This window comes from Dorea sp. D27, from assembly GCF_001185345.1.
Lineage (GTDB): Bacteria > Bacillota > Clostridia > Lachnospirales > Lachnospiraceae > Extibacter.
The window spans coordinates 351675-369911 of sequence record NZ_KQ236746.1 but is presented as its reverse complement, the minus strand read 5'-3'; the positions used below and the strand labels follow the sequence as shown (position 1 = coordinate 369911).

Annotated in this window: 35 protein-coding genes; all 35 read right to left on the bottom strand. The window is 44.1% G+C overall.

Annotated elements, in window-relative coordinates; all coding sequences use genetic code 11:
* Positions 1-56 precede the first annotated feature (56 nt).
* Positions 57-452: a 30S ribosomal protein S11 gene (gene rpsK, locus HMPREF0980_RS15530; protein ID WP_049729986.1), complete on the bottom strand. Its 396-nt coding sequence runs from the start codon at positions 450-452 to the stop codon at positions 57-59.
* 45 nt (positions 453-497) lie between these two features.
* Positions 498-866: a 30S ribosomal protein S13 gene (gene rpsM, locus HMPREF0980_RS15525; RefSeq protein WP_049729985.1), complete on the bottom strand. Its 369-nt coding sequence runs from the start codon at positions 864-866 to the stop codon at positions 498-500.
* 501 nt (positions 867-1367) lie between these two features.
* Complete coding sequence (gene rpmJ, locus HMPREF0980_RS18735) at positions 1368-1481, bottom strand: 50S ribosomal protein L36 (protein ID WP_005339020.1); 114 nt, start codon at positions 1479-1481, stop codon at positions 1368-1370.
* A gap of 122 nt (positions 1482-1603) precedes the next feature.
* Positions 1604-1822, bottom strand: coding sequence for a translation initiation factor IF-1 (gene infA, locus HMPREF0980_RS15520; protein WP_004607275.1), 219 nt, complete (start codon positions 1820-1822; stop codon positions 1604-1606).
* A gap of 78 nt (positions 1823-1900) precedes the next feature.
* Entirely contained in the window at positions 1901-2086 is a 186-nt protein-coding gene (locus tag HMPREF0980_RS15515; RefSeq protein ID WP_330375929.1) for a KOW domain-containing RNA-binding protein, read from the bottom strand.
* Positions 2087-2109: 23 nt separating this feature from the next.
* Complete coding sequence (map, locus tag HMPREF0980_RS15510) at positions 2110-2865, bottom strand: type I methionyl aminopeptidase (RefSeq protein WP_049729984.1); 756 nt, start codon at positions 2863-2865, stop codon at positions 2110-2112.
* Between the two features lie 3 nt (positions 2866-2868).
* Entirely contained in the window at positions 2869-3513 is a 645-nt protein-coding gene (locus tag HMPREF0980_RS15505; protein ID WP_049729983.1) for an adenylate kinase, read from the bottom strand.
* Positions 3514-3577: 64 nt separating this feature from the next.
* Positions 3578-4894, bottom strand: a complete 1317-nt coding sequence (gene secY / locus HMPREF0980_RS15500; protein ID WP_049729982.1) for a preprotein translocase subunit SecY — start codon at positions 4892-4894, stop codon at positions 3578-3580.
* A complete protein-coding gene (gene rplO / locus HMPREF0980_RS15495) occupies positions 4894-5334 on the bottom strand; it encodes a 50S ribosomal protein L15 (RefSeq protein ID WP_049729981.1) in 441 nt (146 codons plus the stop codon). The genes secY and rplO overlap by 1 nt, the downstream gene beginning before the upstream one ends.
* A 27-nt stretch (positions 5335-5361) precedes the next feature.
* Positions 5362-5541, bottom strand: a complete 180-nt coding sequence (gene rpmD / locus HMPREF0980_RS15490) for a 50S ribosomal protein L30 (protein WP_049729980.1) — start codon at positions 5539-5541, stop codon at positions 5362-5364.
* 14 nt (positions 5542-5555) lie between these two features.
* Positions 5556-6065 carry a 30S ribosomal protein S5 gene (gene rpsE, locus HMPREF0980_RS15485; RefSeq protein ID WP_006445011.1) on the bottom strand — a complete coding sequence of 170 codons (510 nt, stop codon included), beginning with the start codon at positions 6063-6065 and terminating at the stop codon, positions 5556-5558.
* A 14-nt stretch (positions 6066-6079) separates the two neighbouring features.
* On the bottom strand, positions 6080-6448 hold the full coding sequence (rplR, locus tag HMPREF0980_RS15480) for a 50S ribosomal protein L18 (RefSeq protein WP_049729979.1): 369 nt from the start codon (positions 6446-6448) through the stop codon (positions 6080-6082).
* A 17-nt stretch (positions 6449-6465) separates the two neighbouring features.
* Complete coding sequence (gene rplF, locus HMPREF0980_RS15475) at positions 6466-7008, bottom strand: 50S ribosomal protein L6 (RefSeq protein ID WP_049729978.1); 543 nt, start codon at positions 7006-7008, stop codon at positions 6466-6468.
* A gap of 86 nt (positions 7009-7094) precedes the next feature.
* Positions 7095-7496 carry a 30S ribosomal protein S8 gene (gene rpsH / locus HMPREF0980_RS15470; protein ID WP_049729977.1) on the bottom strand — a complete coding sequence of 134 codons (402 nt, stop codon included), beginning with the start codon at positions 7494-7496 and terminating at the stop codon, positions 7095-7097.
* A 20-nt stretch (positions 7497-7516) separates the two neighbouring features.
* Positions 7517-7702, bottom strand: coding sequence for a type Z 30S ribosomal protein S14 (locus HMPREF0980_RS15465; RefSeq protein WP_006427396.1), 186 nt, complete (start codon positions 7700-7702; stop codon positions 7517-7519).
* A gap of 11 nt (positions 7703-7713) precedes the next feature.
* Entirely contained in the window at positions 7714-8253 is a 540-nt protein-coding gene (gene rplE / locus HMPREF0980_RS15460) for a 50S ribosomal protein L5 (protein ID WP_049729976.1), read from the bottom strand.
* Positions 8254-8276: 23 nt separating this feature from the next.
* Positions 8277-8588 carry a 50S ribosomal protein L24 gene (gene rplX / locus HMPREF0980_RS15455; protein ID WP_049729975.1) on the bottom strand — a complete coding sequence of 104 codons (312 nt, stop codon included), beginning with the start codon at positions 8586-8588 and terminating at the stop codon, positions 8277-8279.
* Positions 8589-8603: 15 nt separating this feature from the next.
* A complete protein-coding gene (rplN, locus tag HMPREF0980_RS15450; RefSeq protein ID WP_006445005.1) occupies positions 8604-8972 on the bottom strand; it encodes a 50S ribosomal protein L14 in 369 nt (122 codons plus the stop codon).
* Between the two features lie 19 nt (positions 8973-8991).
* Entirely contained in the window at positions 8992-9246 is a 255-nt protein-coding gene (gene rpsQ, locus HMPREF0980_RS15445) for a 30S ribosomal protein S17 (RefSeq protein ID WP_006445004.1), read from the bottom strand.
* Between the two features lie 20 nt (positions 9247-9266).
* Complete coding sequence (gene rpmC, locus HMPREF0980_RS15440; RefSeq protein ID WP_006445003.1) at positions 9267-9476, bottom strand: 50S ribosomal protein L29; 210 nt, start codon at positions 9474-9476, stop codon at positions 9267-9269.
* The gene (gene rplP, locus HMPREF0980_RS15435; RefSeq protein ID WP_006445002.1) at positions 9466-9903 is read right to left on the bottom strand and encodes a 50S ribosomal protein L16; all 438 of its coding nucleotides are present in this window, start codon (positions 9901-9903) and stop codon (positions 9466-9468) included. The genes rpmC and rplP overlap by 11 nt, the downstream gene beginning before the upstream one ends.
* The gene (gene rpsC, locus HMPREF0980_RS15430; protein ID WP_049729974.1) at positions 9903-10559 is read right to left on the bottom strand and encodes a 30S ribosomal protein S3; all 657 of its coding nucleotides are present in this window, start codon (positions 10557-10559) and stop codon (positions 9903-9905) included. Before rpsC ends, rplP begins: the two co-directional genes overlap by 1 nt.
* A gap of 11 nt (positions 10560-10570) precedes the next feature.
* Positions 10571-10957, bottom strand: a complete 387-nt coding sequence (gene rplV / locus HMPREF0980_RS15425) for a 50S ribosomal protein L22 (RefSeq protein WP_004607294.1) — start codon at positions 10955-10957, stop codon at positions 10571-10573.
* 30 nt (positions 10958-10987) lie between these two features.
* Positions 10988-11269, bottom strand: coding sequence for a 30S ribosomal protein S19 (gene rpsS, locus HMPREF0980_RS15420; protein WP_049729973.1), 282 nt, complete (start codon positions 11267-11269; stop codon positions 10988-10990).
* Positions 11270-11295: 26 nt separating this feature from the next.
* On the bottom strand, positions 11296-12138 hold the full coding sequence (gene rplB, locus HMPREF0980_RS15415) for a 50S ribosomal protein L2 (protein WP_049729972.1): 843 nt from the start codon (positions 12136-12138) through the stop codon (positions 11296-11298).
* Positions 12139-12242: 104 nt separating this feature from the next.
* A complete protein-coding gene (rplW, locus tag HMPREF0980_RS15410; protein ID WP_049729971.1) occupies positions 12243-12548 on the bottom strand; it encodes a 50S ribosomal protein L23 in 306 nt (101 codons plus the stop codon).
* On the bottom strand, positions 12548-13168 hold the full coding sequence (gene rplD, locus HMPREF0980_RS15405; RefSeq protein WP_049729970.1) for a 50S ribosomal protein L4: 621 nt from the start codon (positions 13166-13168) through the stop codon (positions 12548-12550). Before rplD ends, rplW begins: the two co-directional genes overlap by 1 nt.
* A 29-nt stretch (positions 13169-13197) precedes the next feature.
* Entirely contained in the window at positions 13198-13878 is a 681-nt protein-coding gene (gene rplC, locus HMPREF0980_RS15400) for a 50S ribosomal protein L3 (RefSeq protein ID WP_049729969.1), read from the bottom strand.
* 74 nt (positions 13879-13952) lie between these two features.
* Positions 13953-14270 (bottom strand): 30S ribosomal protein S10, encoded by a 318-nt coding sequence (rpsJ, locus tag HMPREF0980_RS15395; RefSeq protein ID WP_004607300.1) that lies wholly within the window; start codon positions 14268-14270, stop codon positions 13953-13955.
* 330 nt (positions 14271-14600) lie between these two features.
* The gene (locus tag HMPREF0980_RS15390) at positions 14601-15218 is read right to left on the bottom strand and encodes a hypothetical protein (RefSeq protein ID WP_049729968.1); all 618 of its coding nucleotides are present in this window, start codon (positions 15216-15218) and stop codon (positions 14601-14603) included.
* Positions 15193-15561: a hypothetical protein gene (locus HMPREF0980_RS15385; protein ID WP_147629847.1), complete on the bottom strand. Its 369-nt coding sequence runs from the start codon at positions 15559-15561 to the stop codon at positions 15193-15195. Before HMPREF0980_RS15385 ends, HMPREF0980_RS15390 begins: the two co-directional genes overlap by 26 nt.
* The gene (locus tag HMPREF0980_RS15380; protein ID WP_049729966.1) at positions 15545-16018 is read right to left on the bottom strand and encodes a hypothetical protein; all 474 of its coding nucleotides are present in this window, start codon (positions 16016-16018) and stop codon (positions 15545-15547) included. Before HMPREF0980_RS15380 ends, HMPREF0980_RS15385 begins: the two co-directional genes overlap by 17 nt.
* 216 nt (positions 16019-16234) lie before the next feature.
* Entirely contained in the window at positions 16235-16558 is a 324-nt protein-coding gene (locus tag HMPREF0980_RS15375; RefSeq protein ID WP_049729965.1) for a hypothetical protein, read from the bottom strand.
* Positions 16559-16694: 136 nt separating this feature from the next.
* A complete protein-coding gene (locus HMPREF0980_RS15370; RefSeq protein WP_049729964.1) occupies positions 16695-17381 on the bottom strand; it encodes a hypothetical protein in 687 nt (228 codons plus the stop codon).
* Between the two features lie 24 nt (positions 17382-17405).
* Positions 17406-18237, bottom strand: an 832-nt coding sequence (locus tag HMPREF0980_RS15365; RefSeq protein WP_198146302.1) for a hypothetical protein, incomplete at its 5' end; no start/stop codon positions are given.

Genomic DNA, 18237 nt, shown 5'->3' with positions numbered 1-18237 from the left:
ATCAGCTATCCGCTACACTACTTGCTTAAGGTAAGCATCCGTCCTGCGGCTGCTCACTAGACTCTTCTGCGTTTCGGTGGGCGGCAACCATTGTGTGGTACCGGAGTTACGTCCTTGATGCTTGTAACATCAATTCCGCATGCCTGAAGTGCACGGATTGCTGCTTCTCTCCCTGAACCTGGTCCCTTAACCATTACGTCTACTGATTTCAAACCATGTACCAATGCTGCTTTAGCCGCTGTCTCAGCTGCCATCTGAGCTGCATAAGGAGTAGATTTCCTTGAACCTCTAAATCCCAGACCGCCTGCACTTGCCCATGAAAGAGCATTACCCTGAGCATCTGTCAATGTAACAATCGTATTGTTAAATGATGACTGGATGTGTGCTTGTCCGTGTTCAACGTTTTTCTTGACACGTTTCTTTGTCACTTTCTTTGTAACTTTCTTTGCCATAATAAAACTAACCTACGCTTTCCTTTTTATTCATTAATGTGTTGCTTATTTCTTCTTATTCGCTACTGTTCTCTTAGGACCTTTTCTCGTCCTTGCGTTTGTCTTAGTCTTCTGTCCGCGGACCGGAAGTCCTTTTCTGTGACGGATACCTCTGTAGCATCCGATTTCCTGCAATCTCTTGATGTTCAGGGCAATCTCTCTCCTGAGGTCACCTTCTACTGTCTGCGTCTCATCAATTACAGCACTGATTTTCTTAACGTCTTCATCTGTAAGGTCTCTGCAGCGAATGTCAGGATTAACTCCTGCCTCGCTAAGGATACGTGTCGCACTCGTCCTTCCGATTCCATAAATGTAAGTAAGTCCGATTTCTACACGTTTGTCTCTTGGTAAGTCTACACCTGCTATACGAGCCATGTGAATTTCCTCCATTTTCTTTTTGATTGAATTCCGCCGTGCCATCTCGATTCCGCTTCGCTGCATCTTGATGCGGGCTTTCGCCCTGTGCCGGCTGGCTTCATTCTGCCCCGCCGTGCCATCTCGATTCCGCTCCGCTGCATCTCGATGCGGGCTTTCGCCCTATACATCTTTCCCAATCTGTCTTTACGCAGGCAAGCCTGCAAAAGCCAATTGTGAAATCTGTGCACGTCTCATTTAGTTGCATATCGTCTCTAACTGGGGAGCTTTGGCTGCTCCCAGGCGTGTCGGTATGCACGCCCTTTCCGGCCACCGGATGTCTCCGTGATGACGGGCCGGTATTATAAGCAATATACGAGGATATTCACCGGCTAATGGTGCGTCCTTGTATATTTTAAATAGCCTACACACCGCCTGGTGTGTCTACTATCAGCCGCCTATTTTGTGTGCATAATCTGATAACACGGATAGAAAGTTCCGTGCGCCTAAGCTCGAAAACACCTAGCCTTGTCTTTGCTTATGCTTTGGATTCTCGCAGATAATGCGAACGCTTCCTTTTCTCTTAATCACTTTGCATTTTTCGCAAATTGGTTTTACTGATGATCTAACCTTCACGTCAAATCCTCCTTTCATCCATTGCTCTGCCTACGTTTTCCGCGCGTTTCCAGTTTTTGCCCAGAAACACGCTTATATATTATAGCACTAGCTGTCAAACAAAGTCAATAGATATTTGAATATTATTTATCTCTCCAGATAATCCTTCCTTTTGAAAGATCATACGGGGATAATTCCAATGTTACTTTGTCTCCGGGCAGTATCTTTATGAAGTTCATACGCAGCTTTCCGCTGATATGCGCGAGCACCTGATGCCCGTTCTCAAGTTCTACCTGAAACATAGCATTAGGCAGTTTCTCGACCACTGTTCCTTCAATCTCAATTACGTCAGCTTTTGACATATTATAAATCCTCCTGATTCTCTCTATCCTTATTAAAATTTTTAAGTATCTGTTTTATAGCTGCATCATCTGCTGCTGTCACATCGAACTCCTTCTTGATGGGCTGTATATGCTTTTTTTTCTTTTTTTCAGCCTGCCGAGAGTTCTAATCCTGCCGTCTGCTAAATATACATATGCATCATCGGTGTCCATTATAACATAAACCTGACCCTTATCATGACCCGCCTTTGATTTTGCAAGCATTCCTGTCTTTACTTCTTCCATATCTAATGTCCTCTTTACTTAAATCACTTCGATAAGGTCAAAAGTTTCGGTTCATCGTCTGTTATCAATACCGTATTTTCATAATGGGCAGATAAGGCGCCATCCCGTGTGACCACGGTCCAGTTGTCGTCAAGCCAGTCTACTTCCCAGGTACCTGCATTGATCATCGGTTCTATCGCAAGTGTCATCCCCGCTTTGAGCTTCACGCCTTTTCTGTTCACCTCATAATTCGGTATCTCCGGTGCTTCATGCAGATTCGTTCCGATTCCGTGGCCGCACAGATCCCGTACCACCCCATATCCGAAGCTTTCTGCATATCTGCCAATAGCTGCCGAAATTTCAAATAGATAATTGCCTTCTTTTGCGTATTTTATACCTTCAAAGAAGCTTTCTCTGGTAACATCTACCAGTTTTGCGGCTTCCCTGCTTATTTCTCCGATGCCATGCGTTCTCGCGGCATCGGAGTGATATCCCTTATATATGACCCCCGCGTCGAGGCTTACGATATCACCTTCTCTTAAGATGCGGTGTCTATCTGGTATGCCGTGCACCACTTCTTCATTGACGGATACGCAGATAGATGCGGGATAGCCGTTGTAGTCGAGGAAAGAAGGGATACAGCCGTAGCTCCTTATCACTTCTTCCCCGAGTACGTCTATGTCCTTGGTACTCATGCCCGGATGTAATGCTTTGGCAAGTTCATCGTGGACAATCTCCAGAATCCGTCCGGATTCTGTCATCAATTCAATTTCCCTGCCTGATTTTATACTAATCGGCATAACCTACGCTCCTAAGATTTCTACAATTGCCCGGAATACGTCTTCGATGTCCACGGTTCCGTCCACCGTTTTCAAGATACCGGCATTGGTATAGTAGTCTATCAGCGGCTGCGTCTGTTCATGATAGACGCCAAGGCGCTTCTCGACAGTCTCCGGCTTGTCATCATCGCGGAGAATCAGGTCGCCGCCGCATGTATCGCAGATGCCGTCCTTCTTCGTCGGCGCATATTCCAGATGATATGTGGCTCCGCATGTCACGCAGGCACGGCGCCCACCCATACGGCGTACGATGTTTTCGTCCGGCACATCTACATCTATCGCAAAGTCCACCTTCTGTCCGAGCTTCGCAAGCGCCTTATCCAATGCCTCTGCCTGTGGTATCGTCCTCGGAAAGCCGTCAAGAACATAGCCGTCGCGGCAGTCGTCCTGGTTTACACGGTCTACGACCAGATCCACTACCAGTTCGTCCGGCACGAGCAGACCCTGATCCATATACGTCTTCGCTTTTTTGCCGAGCTCCGTACCATTTTTAATATTCGCTCTGAAGATATCACCAGTTGAAATGTGAGGAATACTGAATTTCGCGGCTATTTTCTTTGCCTGAGTTCCTTTGCCCGCCCCCGGCGCGCCTAACATAATAATTTTCATAATATGTGTTCCTCCTTATAGCATTTTAACCCGCAGAAAAAAATTCTGCGAGTTCAAAATGGTGTTAATTATTTAAAAATCCCTTGTAATTACGTACAAGCATCTGTGATTCTATCTGCTTCAGAGTCTCCAATACAACGCTGACGATGATGATAAGCGACGTACCGCCGAACGATACTTTCGCCCCAAGCCAGCCGTTAAAGAATATTGGAACGATCTGTATAAGTACAAGGCCGCATGCTCCGACAAAAATAATATAATTCAATATTCTTGTCAAATATTCAACTGTCGGTTTTCCAGGCCGGATACCCGGTATAAATCCTCCGCTCTTCTTCATGTTGTTCGCTATCTCCAGGGGATTAAATGTAATCGACGTGTAGAAATAAGCAAAGAACACGGTGAGGATGATATATACGAGCAATCCCCAGGAATACTTCAGGTTCTCCGGGTTGCACCAGTTGCCCTGATTCATTCCGCGCAGGATTTCACTTCCGATACCCGTCCCTCCGTCCTTTCCGAGGAAAGATGCGATAACGATTGGGAACTGCATCAGCGAAGATGCAAATATAATCGGGATGACGCCTGCGGTATTTATCTTCAGCGGAATGTGTGTGGACTGTCCGCCGAATGTTTTTCTTCCGACCACCTTCTGTGAATACTGGACCGCAATTCTTCTCTCGCCGTCCTGGAGTACAATGACAAATACGACGAGAGCTATGATGATTGCCAGGATGATAACGACGGCCAGTCCTCCCGAAGCAAGGCTTTTTCCTTTGACGAACTGTTCAAACAGCGTTGTCATGTCGTTTGGAATACGTGAAATGATATTAATTACAAGAACGATAGAGATACCATTTCCGACCCCTTTTTCTGTAATCCTTTCACCAATCCACATCAGAAGCGCACTTCCGGCCGTCAGCGTCAGAACTACGATCGCGGCATTTACAAAGTTGTACTCGACAAGCAGTCCTCTCCGACCAAAACCTACTGCCATCGCTGTAGATTCTATGAGGGCAAGGGCAACCGTGAGGTAACGTGTAATCGCTACAATCTTCTTTCTTCCGTCTTCTCCTTCCTTCTGCATTTCCTCAAGCTTGGGAATTGCTATCGTAAGGAGCTGCATAATGATGGAAGAAGTAATGTATGGTGTAATACTTAGAGCGAACACAGACATCTGCTCAAAGGATCCACCGGTGAAAGCGTTAAACAAGTTAAACGCTTCCCCCGTATTCTGTGCAAAGAAATCTTTGATGTAACTTGGATCCACACCAGGTGTTGGCAGTTCAGATCCGATTCTTATCACGATTAACATCAAAAATGTATATCCGATTTTTTTGCGAATATCCTTTATTTGAAATGCCTTTCGGAAAGTTTCTAACATTAGATCACCTCTGCTTTTCCACCTAAAGCCTCAATCTTAGCAGCAGCGCCTGCACTGAACGCATTTGCCTGTACTGTAAGCTTCTTCGTCAGCTCCCCGTTGCCAAGGATCTTGACGCCGTCTTTCGGGTTCTTGACGATTCCCTGCTCCAGCAATGTTTCAACTGAAACAACCGCGTCATTATCGAACACTTCAAGAGCGCTTACATTAATACCAACGATATCTTTAGAGTTTCTGTTCGTGAAACCTCTCTTTGGTATTCTTCTATATAACGGCATCTGGCCACCTTCAAAACCAGGTCTTGTAGCTCCTGAACGAGCTTTCTGGCCTTTATGTCCCTTGCCGGCCGTCTTACCATTTCCAGAACCGTGTCCACGTCCTCTTCTGAAATTATCACTCTGTTTTGCACCGTCAGCAGGTCTTAAGTTTGATAAGTCCATTATGACACCTCCTATCTGATTGTTATTTTATGCTTCTTCAACTTTTACCAGGTGACAAACCTGTTTGATCATACCTCTTGTTGCTGCATTATCCGGCAGTTCAACTGTCTTATTCAACTTCTTGAGTCCTAAAGCTTCAACAGTCTTCTTATGCTTTGGCACAGCACCAATTGTAGATTTTACTAATGTGACTTTTAAATTTGCCATTATGATCTACCTCCTTAGCCTAAGATCTCTTCTACAGATTTACCGCGAAGCTTAGCTACTTCTTCCGGAGTCTTTAACTGGCGTAATCCGTCGATTGTAGCAAGAACTACGTTCTGCTTGTTATTTGAACCAAGAGATTTTGTACGGATGTTCTTGATTCCCGCCATCTCGATTACAGCACGCGCCGGTCCTCCGGCGATAACTCCGGTACCATCCGGAGCCTTCTTGAGCAATACGGAAGCTCCTCCGAATTTACCGATAAAATCATGTGTAATGCTATCGTTTTCATCTAATGCTACAGTAATAAGATTTTTAGCTGCATCTTCTTTTCCCTTGCGGATTGCCTCAGGAATTTCAGTAGCTTTTCCTAAACCTGCACCAACATGGCCGTTTCCGTCGCCTACAACTACTAAAGCTGTGAATCTGAAGTTACGACCACCCTTAACAACCTTGGTAACACGTTTAATTGATACCACTTTTTCATTTAATTCTAATTGACCAGCATCAATTCGTACTTGTTTCATGTGTGCTCCTCCTTCTAGAAATTCAACCCAGCTTCTCTAGCTGCGTCTGCTAATGCCTGAACTTTTCCCTGGTATATAAAGCCGCCTCGGTCAAAGACAACATCTTTAATACCTTTTTCGATTGCTTTTTCAGCAATCACTTTACCTAAATATGCTGCCGCTGCAACGTCGTTGGTTTTTTCCAGGTTTGCTTTCACATCTTTCTGAAGAGTGGAAGCTGCAACCAGAGTGTTGCCAACTGTATCGTCAATAATCTGTGCATACATATGATTATTGCTTCTGAATACGGCCAAACGCGGGCATTCAGACGTACCGCTGAAACGGTTACGTAATTTTCTGTGTTTATTAACACGAACTTCGCTTCTTGACTTTTTGCTAACCATTTTCACACTCTCCTTATTTATTTCTTACCAGTCTTACCAACTTTACGTCTGATAACTTCATCAGCATACTTGATGCCTTTGCCCTTATATGGCTCAGGTCTTCTCTTGTCTCTGATTTCAGCTGCGTATTGGCCTACTTTTTCTTTGTCGATACCTTTGACGATAATCTTGTTCTGGCCTTCCATCACCGTCTCAACACCTTCCGGATCCGTCATCTCTACCGGATGGGAGTATCCGAGATTCAGTGTCAGCTTGTTTCCTGACTTAGCTGCCCTGTATCCAACACCATTCACTTCCAGAACCTTCTGGTATCCGTCTGTTACGCCAACCACCATGTTGTTGACGAGTGTTCTTGTAAGACCATGTAAAGATTTCATCTTCTTTAAGTCATTCGGTCTTGTAACAACGATTGTATCGCCATCCTGCTTGATTTCCATCTCTACAGGAAGCTCTTTTTCAAGGGTTCCCTTCGGACCTTTAACAGTCACTTTATTATTCTCTGCAATCTCAACAGTTACGCCTGCCGGAACTGCAATTGGCAGTCTTCCTATACGTGACATACCTTTTCCTCCTTAACTTAAATTCTCGGAAGAGACATGTGCGTCTCCTCTGTTTTCAGTTGCACTGCTCTTTCACCCATTGCATGCTACCAGATAAAAGCCAATACTTCTCCGCCTACGCCGAGCTTTCTTGCTTCTTTGTCTGTGATGACGCCCTGGTTTGTCGAAATGATTGCTGTTCCGAGACCGCCTAATACTTTAGGTAGCTCGGCACTGTTAGCGTACACACGGAGACCTGGTTTAGAGATTCTCTTAAGCCCCGTGATTACTTTCTCATTCTTATCGGCACCGTATTTTAATGTGATGTGTATTGTCTTGAATACGCCGTCTTCTACGATGTCATATTTCTGGATATAGCCCTCATCTAACAAGATGTTAGCAATTGCGGTCTTCATCTTTGATGCAGGTACATCTACCGTATCATGTTTAGCAGTATTAGCATTACGGATTCTCGTAAGCATATCTGCGATTGGATCACTCATAGTCATGTGAATTGTCCTCCTTCCTCTTACCAGCTTGCTTTCTTAACGCCTGGGATCTGTCCTTTATATGCCAACTCGCGGAAGCAAACACGGCAGATTCCATATTTTCTTAAATATGCGTGCGGACGTCCGCAGATTCTGCAACGATTGTATTCTCTTGTGGAGAACTTCTGCTTACGCTGCTGTTTTACTTTCATTGCTGTCTTAGCCATAATTTACCTCCTTATTTTGTAAATGGCATGTTGAACTGTGTTAACAATTCACGCGCCTCTTCGTCTGTCTTTGCAGTTGTAACAAAGATGATATCCATACCTCTCACCTTATCCACCTTATCATACTCGATTTCCGGGAAGATGAGCTGCTCCTTGATGCCGAGGGCATAGTTTCCCCTGCCGTCAAACGCGTTCGGGTTGACCCCTCTGAAGTCACGTACACGAGGTAATGCAAGGTTGATCAGACGGTCAACAAATTCATACATCTTTTCTCCTCTTAAAGTAACTTTACATCCGATTGGCATTCCTTCTCTTAACTTGAAGTTCGCTACAGATTTCTTTGCTTTGCAGATAACTGCTTTCTGTCCTGTAATCTTCTCCAGGTCAGCTACTGCTGACTCTAAGATCTTAGCATTGTCTTTTGCCTCGCCAACACCCATGTTGATAACAACTTTGTCGAGTTTTGGCACTTCCATAATATTTTTATAACCGAACTTTTTATTCATCGCTTCAACGATTTCGTTCTGGTAATGTTCTTTCAGTCTACTCAAAGTCATGGACCTCCTTCCTCAAATTAATCAATCACTTCGCCTGTTGATTTAGCGTAACGTACTTTTTTATCGCCTTCCGTCTTGAATCCGACTCTCGTGGCCTGGCCCTTGTGTACATACATTACGTTAGAAACGTCGATAGGCCCTTCCTGATGAACGATACCGCCATTCTGATTAGAAGCACTCGGTTTCGTGTGCTTTGTCAGCATGTTGACTCCTTCAACGACAACCTTACCGTCTTTCTGGTTAACGGCTACTACTTTGCCTTCTTTGTCTTTATCTTTACCGGCAATGACCTTAACAGTATCGCCTTTTTTAATCTTTAACATTGACATCTTACGCGCACCTCCTTATAGTACTTCCGGAGCCAGGGATACAATTCTCATGAACTGCTTCTCACGGAGCTCTCTTGCTACTGGCCCGAAGATACGGGTTCCTCTTGGTGTCTTGTCATCTTTTATAATAACAGCAGCATTTTCGTCGAAACGGATGTAAGAACCGTCTTTACGGCGAGTACTGTTTACAGTACGAACAACTACAGCTTTTACTACATCGCCTTTTTTAACAACGCCGCCTGGTGTTGCATCTTTAACAGTCGCAACGATTATGTCGCCGATGCTTGCATATCTTCTTGTTGAGCCGCCAAGCACACGGATGCACAGTAACTCTTTCGCACCTGTATTGTCTGCTACTTTAAGTCTGCTTTCTTGCTGTATCATGCAGGTTTCCCTCCTTATACTATTTCACTTTTTCCATAACTTCTACAAGTCTCCATCTCTTGTCTTTAGACAGAGGTCTTGTTTCCATAACTTTTACTTTGTCGCCAATGTTGCATTCATTTGCTTCATCATGTGCTTTCAGCTTGTATGTTCTCTTTACGATTTTCTTGTAAAGCGGATGTTTTACATGATCTTCTACTGCAACTACTATGGTCTTATCCATTTTATTGCTGACAACCTTGCCCACGCGGGTTTTTCTAAGATTTCTTTCCACAGTTTATGCTCCTTTCCGGATTATTCCGCAGCATTTGCCTTCTCGGTAATTACTGTCTGAATTCTGGCAATGTTTCTTCTTACTTCTTTAATTCTGCTTGTATTGTCTAACTGGTTTGTTGCGTTCTGGAATCTTAAGTTAAAAAGTTCCTTCTTAGCAGCTACTAATTCTTCATTCAGCTCTGCAGCTGATTTTGTTTTTAAATCTTCTACAAATGCATTAATTTTCACTGTTATCACCGCCTTCTAAGTCTGCGCGAGAAACTACTTTACATTTACATGGCAGCTTGTGAGTGGCCAGGCGAAGCGCTTCTCTTGCAACTTCTTCAGATACGCCCGCGATTTCAAACATAACGCGGCCCGGCTTGACAACTGCTACCCAGTACTCTAAGGTTCCTTTACCAGAACCCATACGTGTTTCAGCTGGTTTCGTAGTTACAGGTTTATCAGGGAATATTTTAATCCATACTTTACCGCCACGCTTGATATAACGTGTCATGGCGATACGGGCAGCCTCTATCTGATTGGAACGTATCCAGCAAGGCTCCATAGCAACGATACCATATTCACCGTTTGTAATCTTGTTTCCACGAAGCGCTTTCCCCTTCATGGAACCACGGAATTGTTTACGACGTTTAACTCTTTTTGGCATTAACATTATTTATCGCTCCCTTCCTTTGCTGCTTTTTCCGGAAGAACTTCGCCTTTGTAAATCCATACCTTCACACCAACTTTGCCGTAGGTAGTGTTAGCCTCAGCGAATCCGTAGTCAATGTCTGCTCTCAGTGTCTGAAGTGGAATCGTACCCTCGCTGTAGAACTCAGTACGGGCCATATCTGCTCCGCCGAGTCTTCCTGATACGGAAGTCTTAACACCGAGCGCTCCTGATTTCATAGTTCTGGACATGCATGATTTCATTGCACGTCTGAAAGATATACGGTTCTCCAGCTGCTGCGCAATGTTCTCAGCTACCAGCTGAGCATCTTTGTCCGGTCTCTTGATTTCTTTGATATCTACAACTAACTTCTTATCTGTGAACTGCTTAAGCTCGCCTTTCACTTTCTCTATCTCAGATCCGCCTTTACCGATTACGACACCCGGCTTAGCTGTATAAATGACGATTTTTACGCGGTCAGATGCTCTCTCGATTTCAATATTGGAAATACCTGCGCTGTATAATCTTTTCTTAAGATACGTTCTGATTTCATGGTCTTCCACAAGGTAATCGGCGAACTCTTTTTCTGCATACCATTTAGAATCCCAATCTTTAATAATGCCGACTCTTAAACCATGAGGATTAACTTTCTGTCCCATGTCTGCCCTCCTTATCTTTCATCAAGCACAAGTGTGATGTGGCTCATTCGTTTCTCAATTCTGTAAGCCCTTCCCTGCGCTCTAGGTCTGATTCTCTTCATTGTTGGTCCCTTGTTTGCATAAGCTTCTGCAATGTAAAGGTTCTCGGCGTTCATGCCGTTGTTGTTCTCAGCATTAGCGATTGCAGATTCTAATAATTTTTTTATTAAGCTTGAAGCATATCTTGGATTGTATGTCAAAATACCAAGTGCTGTTGTTACATCCTTACCTCTGATGGCATCTAATACGAAACATGCTTTCTGGACAGAAACTCTTGCATAAGATAACTTTGCAGAAGGTCTTGTGTCTTTATTAGCATTTCTCTCTCTCTTGATTTGGGATCTGTGTCCTTTTGCCATGGATGAACCCTCCTTTCGAATATATGGTTACTATCTTACTTTAGATTTCTTTTCGTCTTTTCCATGTCCTCTGTATGTCCTTGTCGCAACAAACTCACCGAGCTTGTGTCCAACCATATCCTCTGTCACATATACAGGTACATGTTTTCTTCCGTCGTGAACGGCTATTGTATGTCCGACCATGCTTGGGAAGATTGTAGAGCGGCGGGACCAAGTCTTGATAACAGACTTATCTCCGGCTGCGTTCATTGCATCAACCTTCTTGAGCAGGCTTGCGTCTGCGAATGGTCCTTTTTTAATAGAGCGTGCCATAAGTTCTAACCTCCTTGAAAATCGAATTATTTAATCGCTTTACCATCTCTTCTTCTTACAATCATCTTGTTAGAAGCTTTATTTTTCTTTCTCGTCTTAAGACCAAGTGCTGGCTTGCCCCAAGGTGTACATGGACCTGGACGTCCGATTCCCGTCTTACCTTCACCACCACCGTGCGGATGGTCATTCGGGTTCATGACAGAACCACGTACGGTAGGTCTGAAGCCCATATGGCGCTTACGTCCTGCTTTACCGATGTTGATCAGGTTGTGGTCTCCGTTTCCTACAACGCCTACAGATGCTCTGCATATGATCGGGACCATTCTCATCTCTCCTGACGGGAGTCTCAGAGTTGCATATTTACCTTCTTTGGCCATCAGCTGTGCGCTGTTGCCTGCGGAACGAACGAGCTGTCCGCCTTTTCCCGGATACATCTCCACATTGTGAATCTGCGTACCTACCGGAATCTCAGAAAGAGGAAGGCAGTTGCCGGCTTTCACCTCTGCTTCAGGACCGTTCATGACCTTCATGCCTGCTTTTAGTCCTTCCGGTGCAAGGATGTAGGCTTTCTCACCGTCTGCATAGCAGATCAGCGCGATGTTGGCTGTCCTGTTCGGATCGTACTCGATTCCTACTACAGTTGCCGGAATACCGTCTTTTCTTCTCTTGAAGTCGATAATTCTATATTTCTTCTTAGCTCCGCCTCCGCGGTGTCTAACTGTTATTTTACCTTGATTATTACGTCCTGCCTGTCTGCTCTTTGAAGCTAACAGAGATTTCTCTGGAGTTGTCTTCGTGATTTCTGCGAAATCAGACCCAGTCATCTGTCTTCTGGAAGGCGTATATGGGTTATATGTTTTGATTCCCATGATTACTTCTCCTTTCAATACTCTAATTGTTCATATCACGGAATTGCACCGTTTAGATAGGTTCATCCGCCGGATTCACCTTAGCACGGGGGTGATGCCGTCTCTTATAACCCCTCGAAAATCTCGATGTCTTTGCTGTCCTCTGTAAGCTGTACAACTGCTTTTTTAGTCTTTGCAGTCATACCAAACTTCATCGTACCGCGCACTCTTTTCTTCTTTCCTGCCTGGTTCATCGTGTTGACACTCTTCACCTTGGCACCGTCGAACATCTTCTCAACAGCTTCTTTCACCTGAGACTTCGTAGCCTGTGGGTGTACAAGGAACGTATATTTCTTCTCGCCCATAAGCTCCATGCTCTTTTCCGTAACTACCGGTTTAAGGATTACATCATAATATTTAATATCAGCCATTATGCGTACACCTCCTCGATGCCGGCAACAGCAGCTTTCGTTGCAATTACCGTGTTGTATTTTAAGATGTCATACACATTGATCGTATTAGTCCTTGTCGTCTTGATGTCCGCAACGTTTCTCGCTGACAGCTCAACGTTTGTGTTGCCGTCTTCTAATACTACTAATGCTTTAGATACATCCAGGTTCTTCAATACATTTACAAAATTCTTTGTCTTGATCTCGTCAAATGAAATTTCATCGACAACGATGAACTTCTTTTCTTCCACCTTAGAAGTAAGGGCAGATTTAAGAGCAGCCCTCTTCTCTTTCTTATTCATCTTGAATGAATAATCTCTCGGTGTCGGGGCGAATACAACTCCACCGCCTGTCCATTGAGGAGCTCTTGTGGATCCCTGTCTTGCATGACCGGTCCCTTTCTGCCTCCATGGTTTTCTTCCGCCGCCGGAAACTTCAGAACGTGTCTTAGCTTTCTGTGTTCCCTGACGTTTATTTGCAAGCTGACTTACAACTGCCATGTGTACGAGGTGCTCGTTTACTTCCACACCAAATACCGCATCGTTCAAGTCGATTGTGCCAACTTCTTTACCTTCGATATTATAAACAGATACGTTTGCCATCTCTAGTTTCCTCCTTCCTGAGTCCAAGCTTAGACTGCTTTGACTGCTTCTTTAATTGTTACTAAAGATTTCTTCGGTCCCGGTACGGAACCTTTTACTAAGAGCAGGTTGTTCTCAGCATCCACGCGTACAACTTCAAGATTCTGAATCGTGATTCTCTTGCTGCCCATATGTCCAGGCATCTTCTTGCCTTTGAATACCTTGCTCGGATCAGAAGCGGCACCGTTGGAACCTGCGTGACGATGGAACTTGGAACCGTGGGTCATTGGCCCTCTGTGCTGGTTATGTCTCTTAATCGCACCCTGGAAACCTTTACCCTTTGATATCGCTGTCGCGTCAATCTTATCGCCAGCCGCAAAGATGTCAGCTTTGATCTCCTGTGCAAGCTCATATTCAGATGCATTTTCAAATTTGAATTCTCTAACAAATCTCTTGCCGGAAACTCCTGCCTTTGCAAAATGTCCCTGCTCTGCCTTTGTCACTCCGTGGCGGTGAACAATCTCTTTCTTGCCGCTCTTGTCTTTGTTGACAGTTTTGTCTTTCTTGTCAACGAAGCCTACCTGCACCGCATCGTAACCGTCATTCTCAACCGTCTTAATCTGTGTTACTACACAAGGTCCGGCCTGAAGCACTGTTACAGGTGTAAGTGAACCGTCTTCGTTGAAGATCTGAGTCATTCCGACTTTCGTAGCTAAAATAGCTTTCTTCATTATAATTACCTCCTGTGATTTACAGCGGAACGCCGCTTTGGGCGTTCATCCTAAATTTTAGGAATTACTGCGTCTTATTTGTTTTTCATTTTGATATCGATGTACACGCCTGCCGGCATCTCCAGTCTGGATAATGCATCCACAGTCTTCTGTGTAGGTGTGATGATATCGATGAGTCTCTTATGAGTCCTCTGCTCGAACTGCTCTCTTGAATCTTTGTACTTGTGAACCGCTCTTAAGATTGTAACTACTTCCTTCTTAGTCGGAAGTGGTACCGGTCCGCTCACCTGTGATCCATTTTTCTTTACAGTTTCGATGATTTTCTTCGCGGATGCATCAACGAGCTGATGATCATACGCCTTCAATGTGATTCTCATTACTTGACTTGCCATAAAAAAAGTCGCCTCCTTTTCGTACTTATAACTTCAGTACGACAAGCGGTGACTGTACACTCTCCCGTGTGTGTCGTGAGAAACTCACACGTTGTTACCACATTCCAGTGGCCGTTATAGTTCGTACAGTGACTTGTCGCCAGTTTCCTAACTTGACATTCGCTCCACGGAAAACCTGCCGGCTATGGGCAGCAACCTCACGCTTCTACGCTATCAATGTCACAGCTTTTTTAGTATATATGATACAAACGCTTTTTGCAAGGTTTTTTGTGCAGATATTGTATTTTTTTTGATACAATACCTCTTATCGCATACGGTCCAAATATAATATCATAATTCCTTTTTCACTTCCACCGATTCGATTATGTCATCAAATACAGGCTCCCACATATCTCTTTCCTCCAAATCACAGTAACATGCATAGAGATACTGCCGGCCAAAACATTCAAACGTAACCATCATATGGAACCAGCTCTTCCCTTCTGTTTCTGAACTGTAGCATAGTTTAACCATATCGATATCCTGTATCCGGTTTTCCCAAATTCCAATCCCTTCAAAACCCTGCTCCTCAGATTGCACGGCAGCATATATCTCCTTCATACGCTGCTTCACACCAACCGGTTCTACTGTCTGCATCTTGAATGTAACATATACTTTATTCGTAAAGAACACATGCTGCGGGTATATTTTCATGACTCCTTTTGGAAATATCAAAGTTGTGCTCTCCCTGAAACTTTCCGGCATATCTATCGTCATTGTATTGCTGCATACATCAACCTTTTTGAGGGGCCCGACATAAGTATCCACCGTATTCTCCACCTCGACTTCTTCCGGCAATGGCTCCAGCGGCTCAACAGTTTTCCTGTTGAATGCATACTTTATATTAAACAGTAATGCTATCAAAGCTACTATACTTAAAATACTATAGGTTTTCTTTATTTTCTCCATCACTTTCATCCTTTGCATATTCTAACTCATATATCTCTATCGATTCCCTCAGCCTTCGGCATTCCTTTTTAAGCATCTTGACGTGCTCGTCCAGATGCGCTTTTGCGGCGGCGGCACAGCGGCGCATCCTCTCCGCACGGCCTTCTATTCTTCCTGAGAACTCATCCCCGTTGCCCTCGCTAACAATTCGTCCCAGAAGCGCAAAGATGTCCCTGTGCCGCTGCTGTGCCTCTTCACGGCAGTATTCTATCTTCTTGAGCTCTTCTTCCGTCTCTGCCAGCTGAATCTCCAGTTTCCTACGTCCTTCTTCGTATCCTTCACAATACTTATCCATTTCGTCCACTCTTCACCTCCATCGTATCGACGATATCGTTAAATACAGCCTCCCAAATGTGTCTTTCTTCTATATTACAGTACCCGGCAAAAAGATACTGCCTGCCGAACGCTTCAAATGTGACAAGCATGTGGAACCACCCAGCATCTCCGGGCAAAGAACTGTAACATAATTTTCCCATATGTATATCATGCACCTCTTTTTCCCATATGCCAATCTTGCTGAAACCGCACTCTTTCTTGCTCAATACCCAGTACAGTTCCTTCAGGCACTGCTTTATCCCTTTTGGCTCAGACGGCCTCATCTTAAAGGCAGCATAAACTTCCATATCATTGACAAACACGACATCCGGATATATCTCTTCCACTCCTTCAGGCAGCCTTCCTGTACCGCTTTGTATAAAGTCCGGTGGAAGCGCCGCATCAAGTGTATCACCGCATAATATTACCTTGTTTTTAATATTCATATGGCTGATTGCTCCTTTTCGTTTGAATAACCGTTTACTAAATCCGATTCAGCTTATTCTATCTGTTCTTCCCCCTACCACTGTGCATCAGTTAGTTCAAAATATCTATTATCAGTATTTGTGTCAATAAGTGTTATTGTTTCTCCATCTAATTCTCTTTTTACCACTTCACGCACATAACAGTCCTCCGGCGCTATACCGGTGAAGGACTGTATCTCAAACAAGCATCCCATCCTCATTTAATTTAACCTCTTCGTATAACTCATGTCCATAATTACCTTCTTCTAAATCTTCTATTGCGTCCTCGGGAGTCTCTGTGGATGAATGGGATAAATCGACTAGAAAAGCGGGCTGTATGAAGTCCATCGTCTCTCCTTCCGGTATCTTTATCTTGCGTTCCACCCTCACCTCATCAGACTGCAGTTTCGTTTTAATCGGCCAAAGCTCCAGTCCCCGTTCATATGCATATTTTACATATAATAGCACCAGTATCATGACTGCCATGCTGATATATCCAAGGGCCCTTTTAATCTTCTCCATCTCTCTATCCCCCTCCGCTCATTATGATTATATTGCCGGCACGGGTACTTTGACCGATAACTGTAGTAAAACCCCTGGAGATTCATAGATTTTCTTTTGTGATTCTGTAATTTTAAGTGCACAATTCTTACCATCTTTATTCTGTTTCTCCTGACCCGTACCACTCGGCATCAGTGATTTCAAAATATCTATTTTGGGAATCTGTATCAATAATTACTTTTCCATCTGTTTCTCTCTTGACCACTTCACGCACATAACAGTCTTCCTGAGCCACTCCCGTAAAAACTTGTGCCTCAAATAAACTTCCTAGAATAACCTGTGCATCCATCCCCCATCCCATGAAGGATGTCTCGTATCCTTCTTTCATTATGTATGTTACTTTTGTATAGTCTTTTTTTATTTTTATCTCCATGTTTTTTTCTCTATTATTTTCTATTCTTGTGTTTATGGCATGTTCTCTTGTGCTTATCCAGCGCTCCAATTGTTTCCCGGTCACAGACATGGTAAGGGTTCCATCCCCATTGTCTTCAAGCTTTTCAAACCACGAATGGTCTTCATTTCCATCTTCTAATCCCTCGATTGAATCACCTATCGTCCCAGTTGAAGAATGATATAAACCAACCAAAAAAGCTGGCAGTATAAACTCTTTCGTTTTTCCTTCAGGAATTTTTATTTTGCGTTCTATTTTTACTTCATCGTTCCACAAATTTGTTTCGACCGGCAGCAAATTGCTTCCTTGTTCATACGCGTATATAATATATAGCAATAGCAGTATCGTAACCGTTAAACCGATATATCCAAAGACTCTTTTTTCCCTGTCCATCCCTTTCCTTATCCTCTCCTTTAATTATATTACTGGTACAGGTACTCCCACTGGAATCGGTAGTAGAATACCCTGTAATTCTAAGACTTCCTTTGGCACATCTGTAATTTCCAGTTCGTAAGCATCCTTTAAGCTCTCCTCCCAGTCCGTTTTGGTCTGTCGAAATTCCAGACCGATTTTACTGGTAACAAAACATCTATCTCTATAAGCCGTCGTGGCTCCCCACTCAATTTTTGTCGATTCTTCTTTCGCAGAATAAAATATTTCTGTATATGCAGCCGAATTGCTGTTCAAATCGAAAGAATACTTAATACCAGTTTCTGTACCGCTCTTTTTCGCCTCCAGATTCCCAATCTTCACGCCCCAATCCGCCAATATCTCCCTATTCTTTGATATGGCCACATCCACGGAATGGGGATTCTCCAGATCCGCCCCTATGCTCTTCTCCACTCCCCCATACAGCACAAGCCCATCTGCCAACGGTATCCTCATCTCCCCGTCCAGCATCTGCACCGACAGGTTCGGGATATATTTCCCGATCAACTTTGCTACCTTGTCTGCATACTCCAGCTGTTCTTCTGCATCAAGCGCCATGAACTCCTCTTCCCCCAGAAGCTCGTCACCGAGCTGCTTGTTCAGCACCTTCGCTATGAGGATCTCCTGCCTTTCCTTTTCGATCTTCGCAAACAGCTGCAGATTTACCGGCACTATGACATATTCGTTCGTTGCCCCATCGTAGCCCACAGAAGACATGGCCAATATGGCGGATGCCAGCACCTTCTGCATGCGCTGTGCTCCCTCATATATGCCTGACGTGGCTATCAGCATCTCGCCAATCTTCTCGATATTTTCCCTG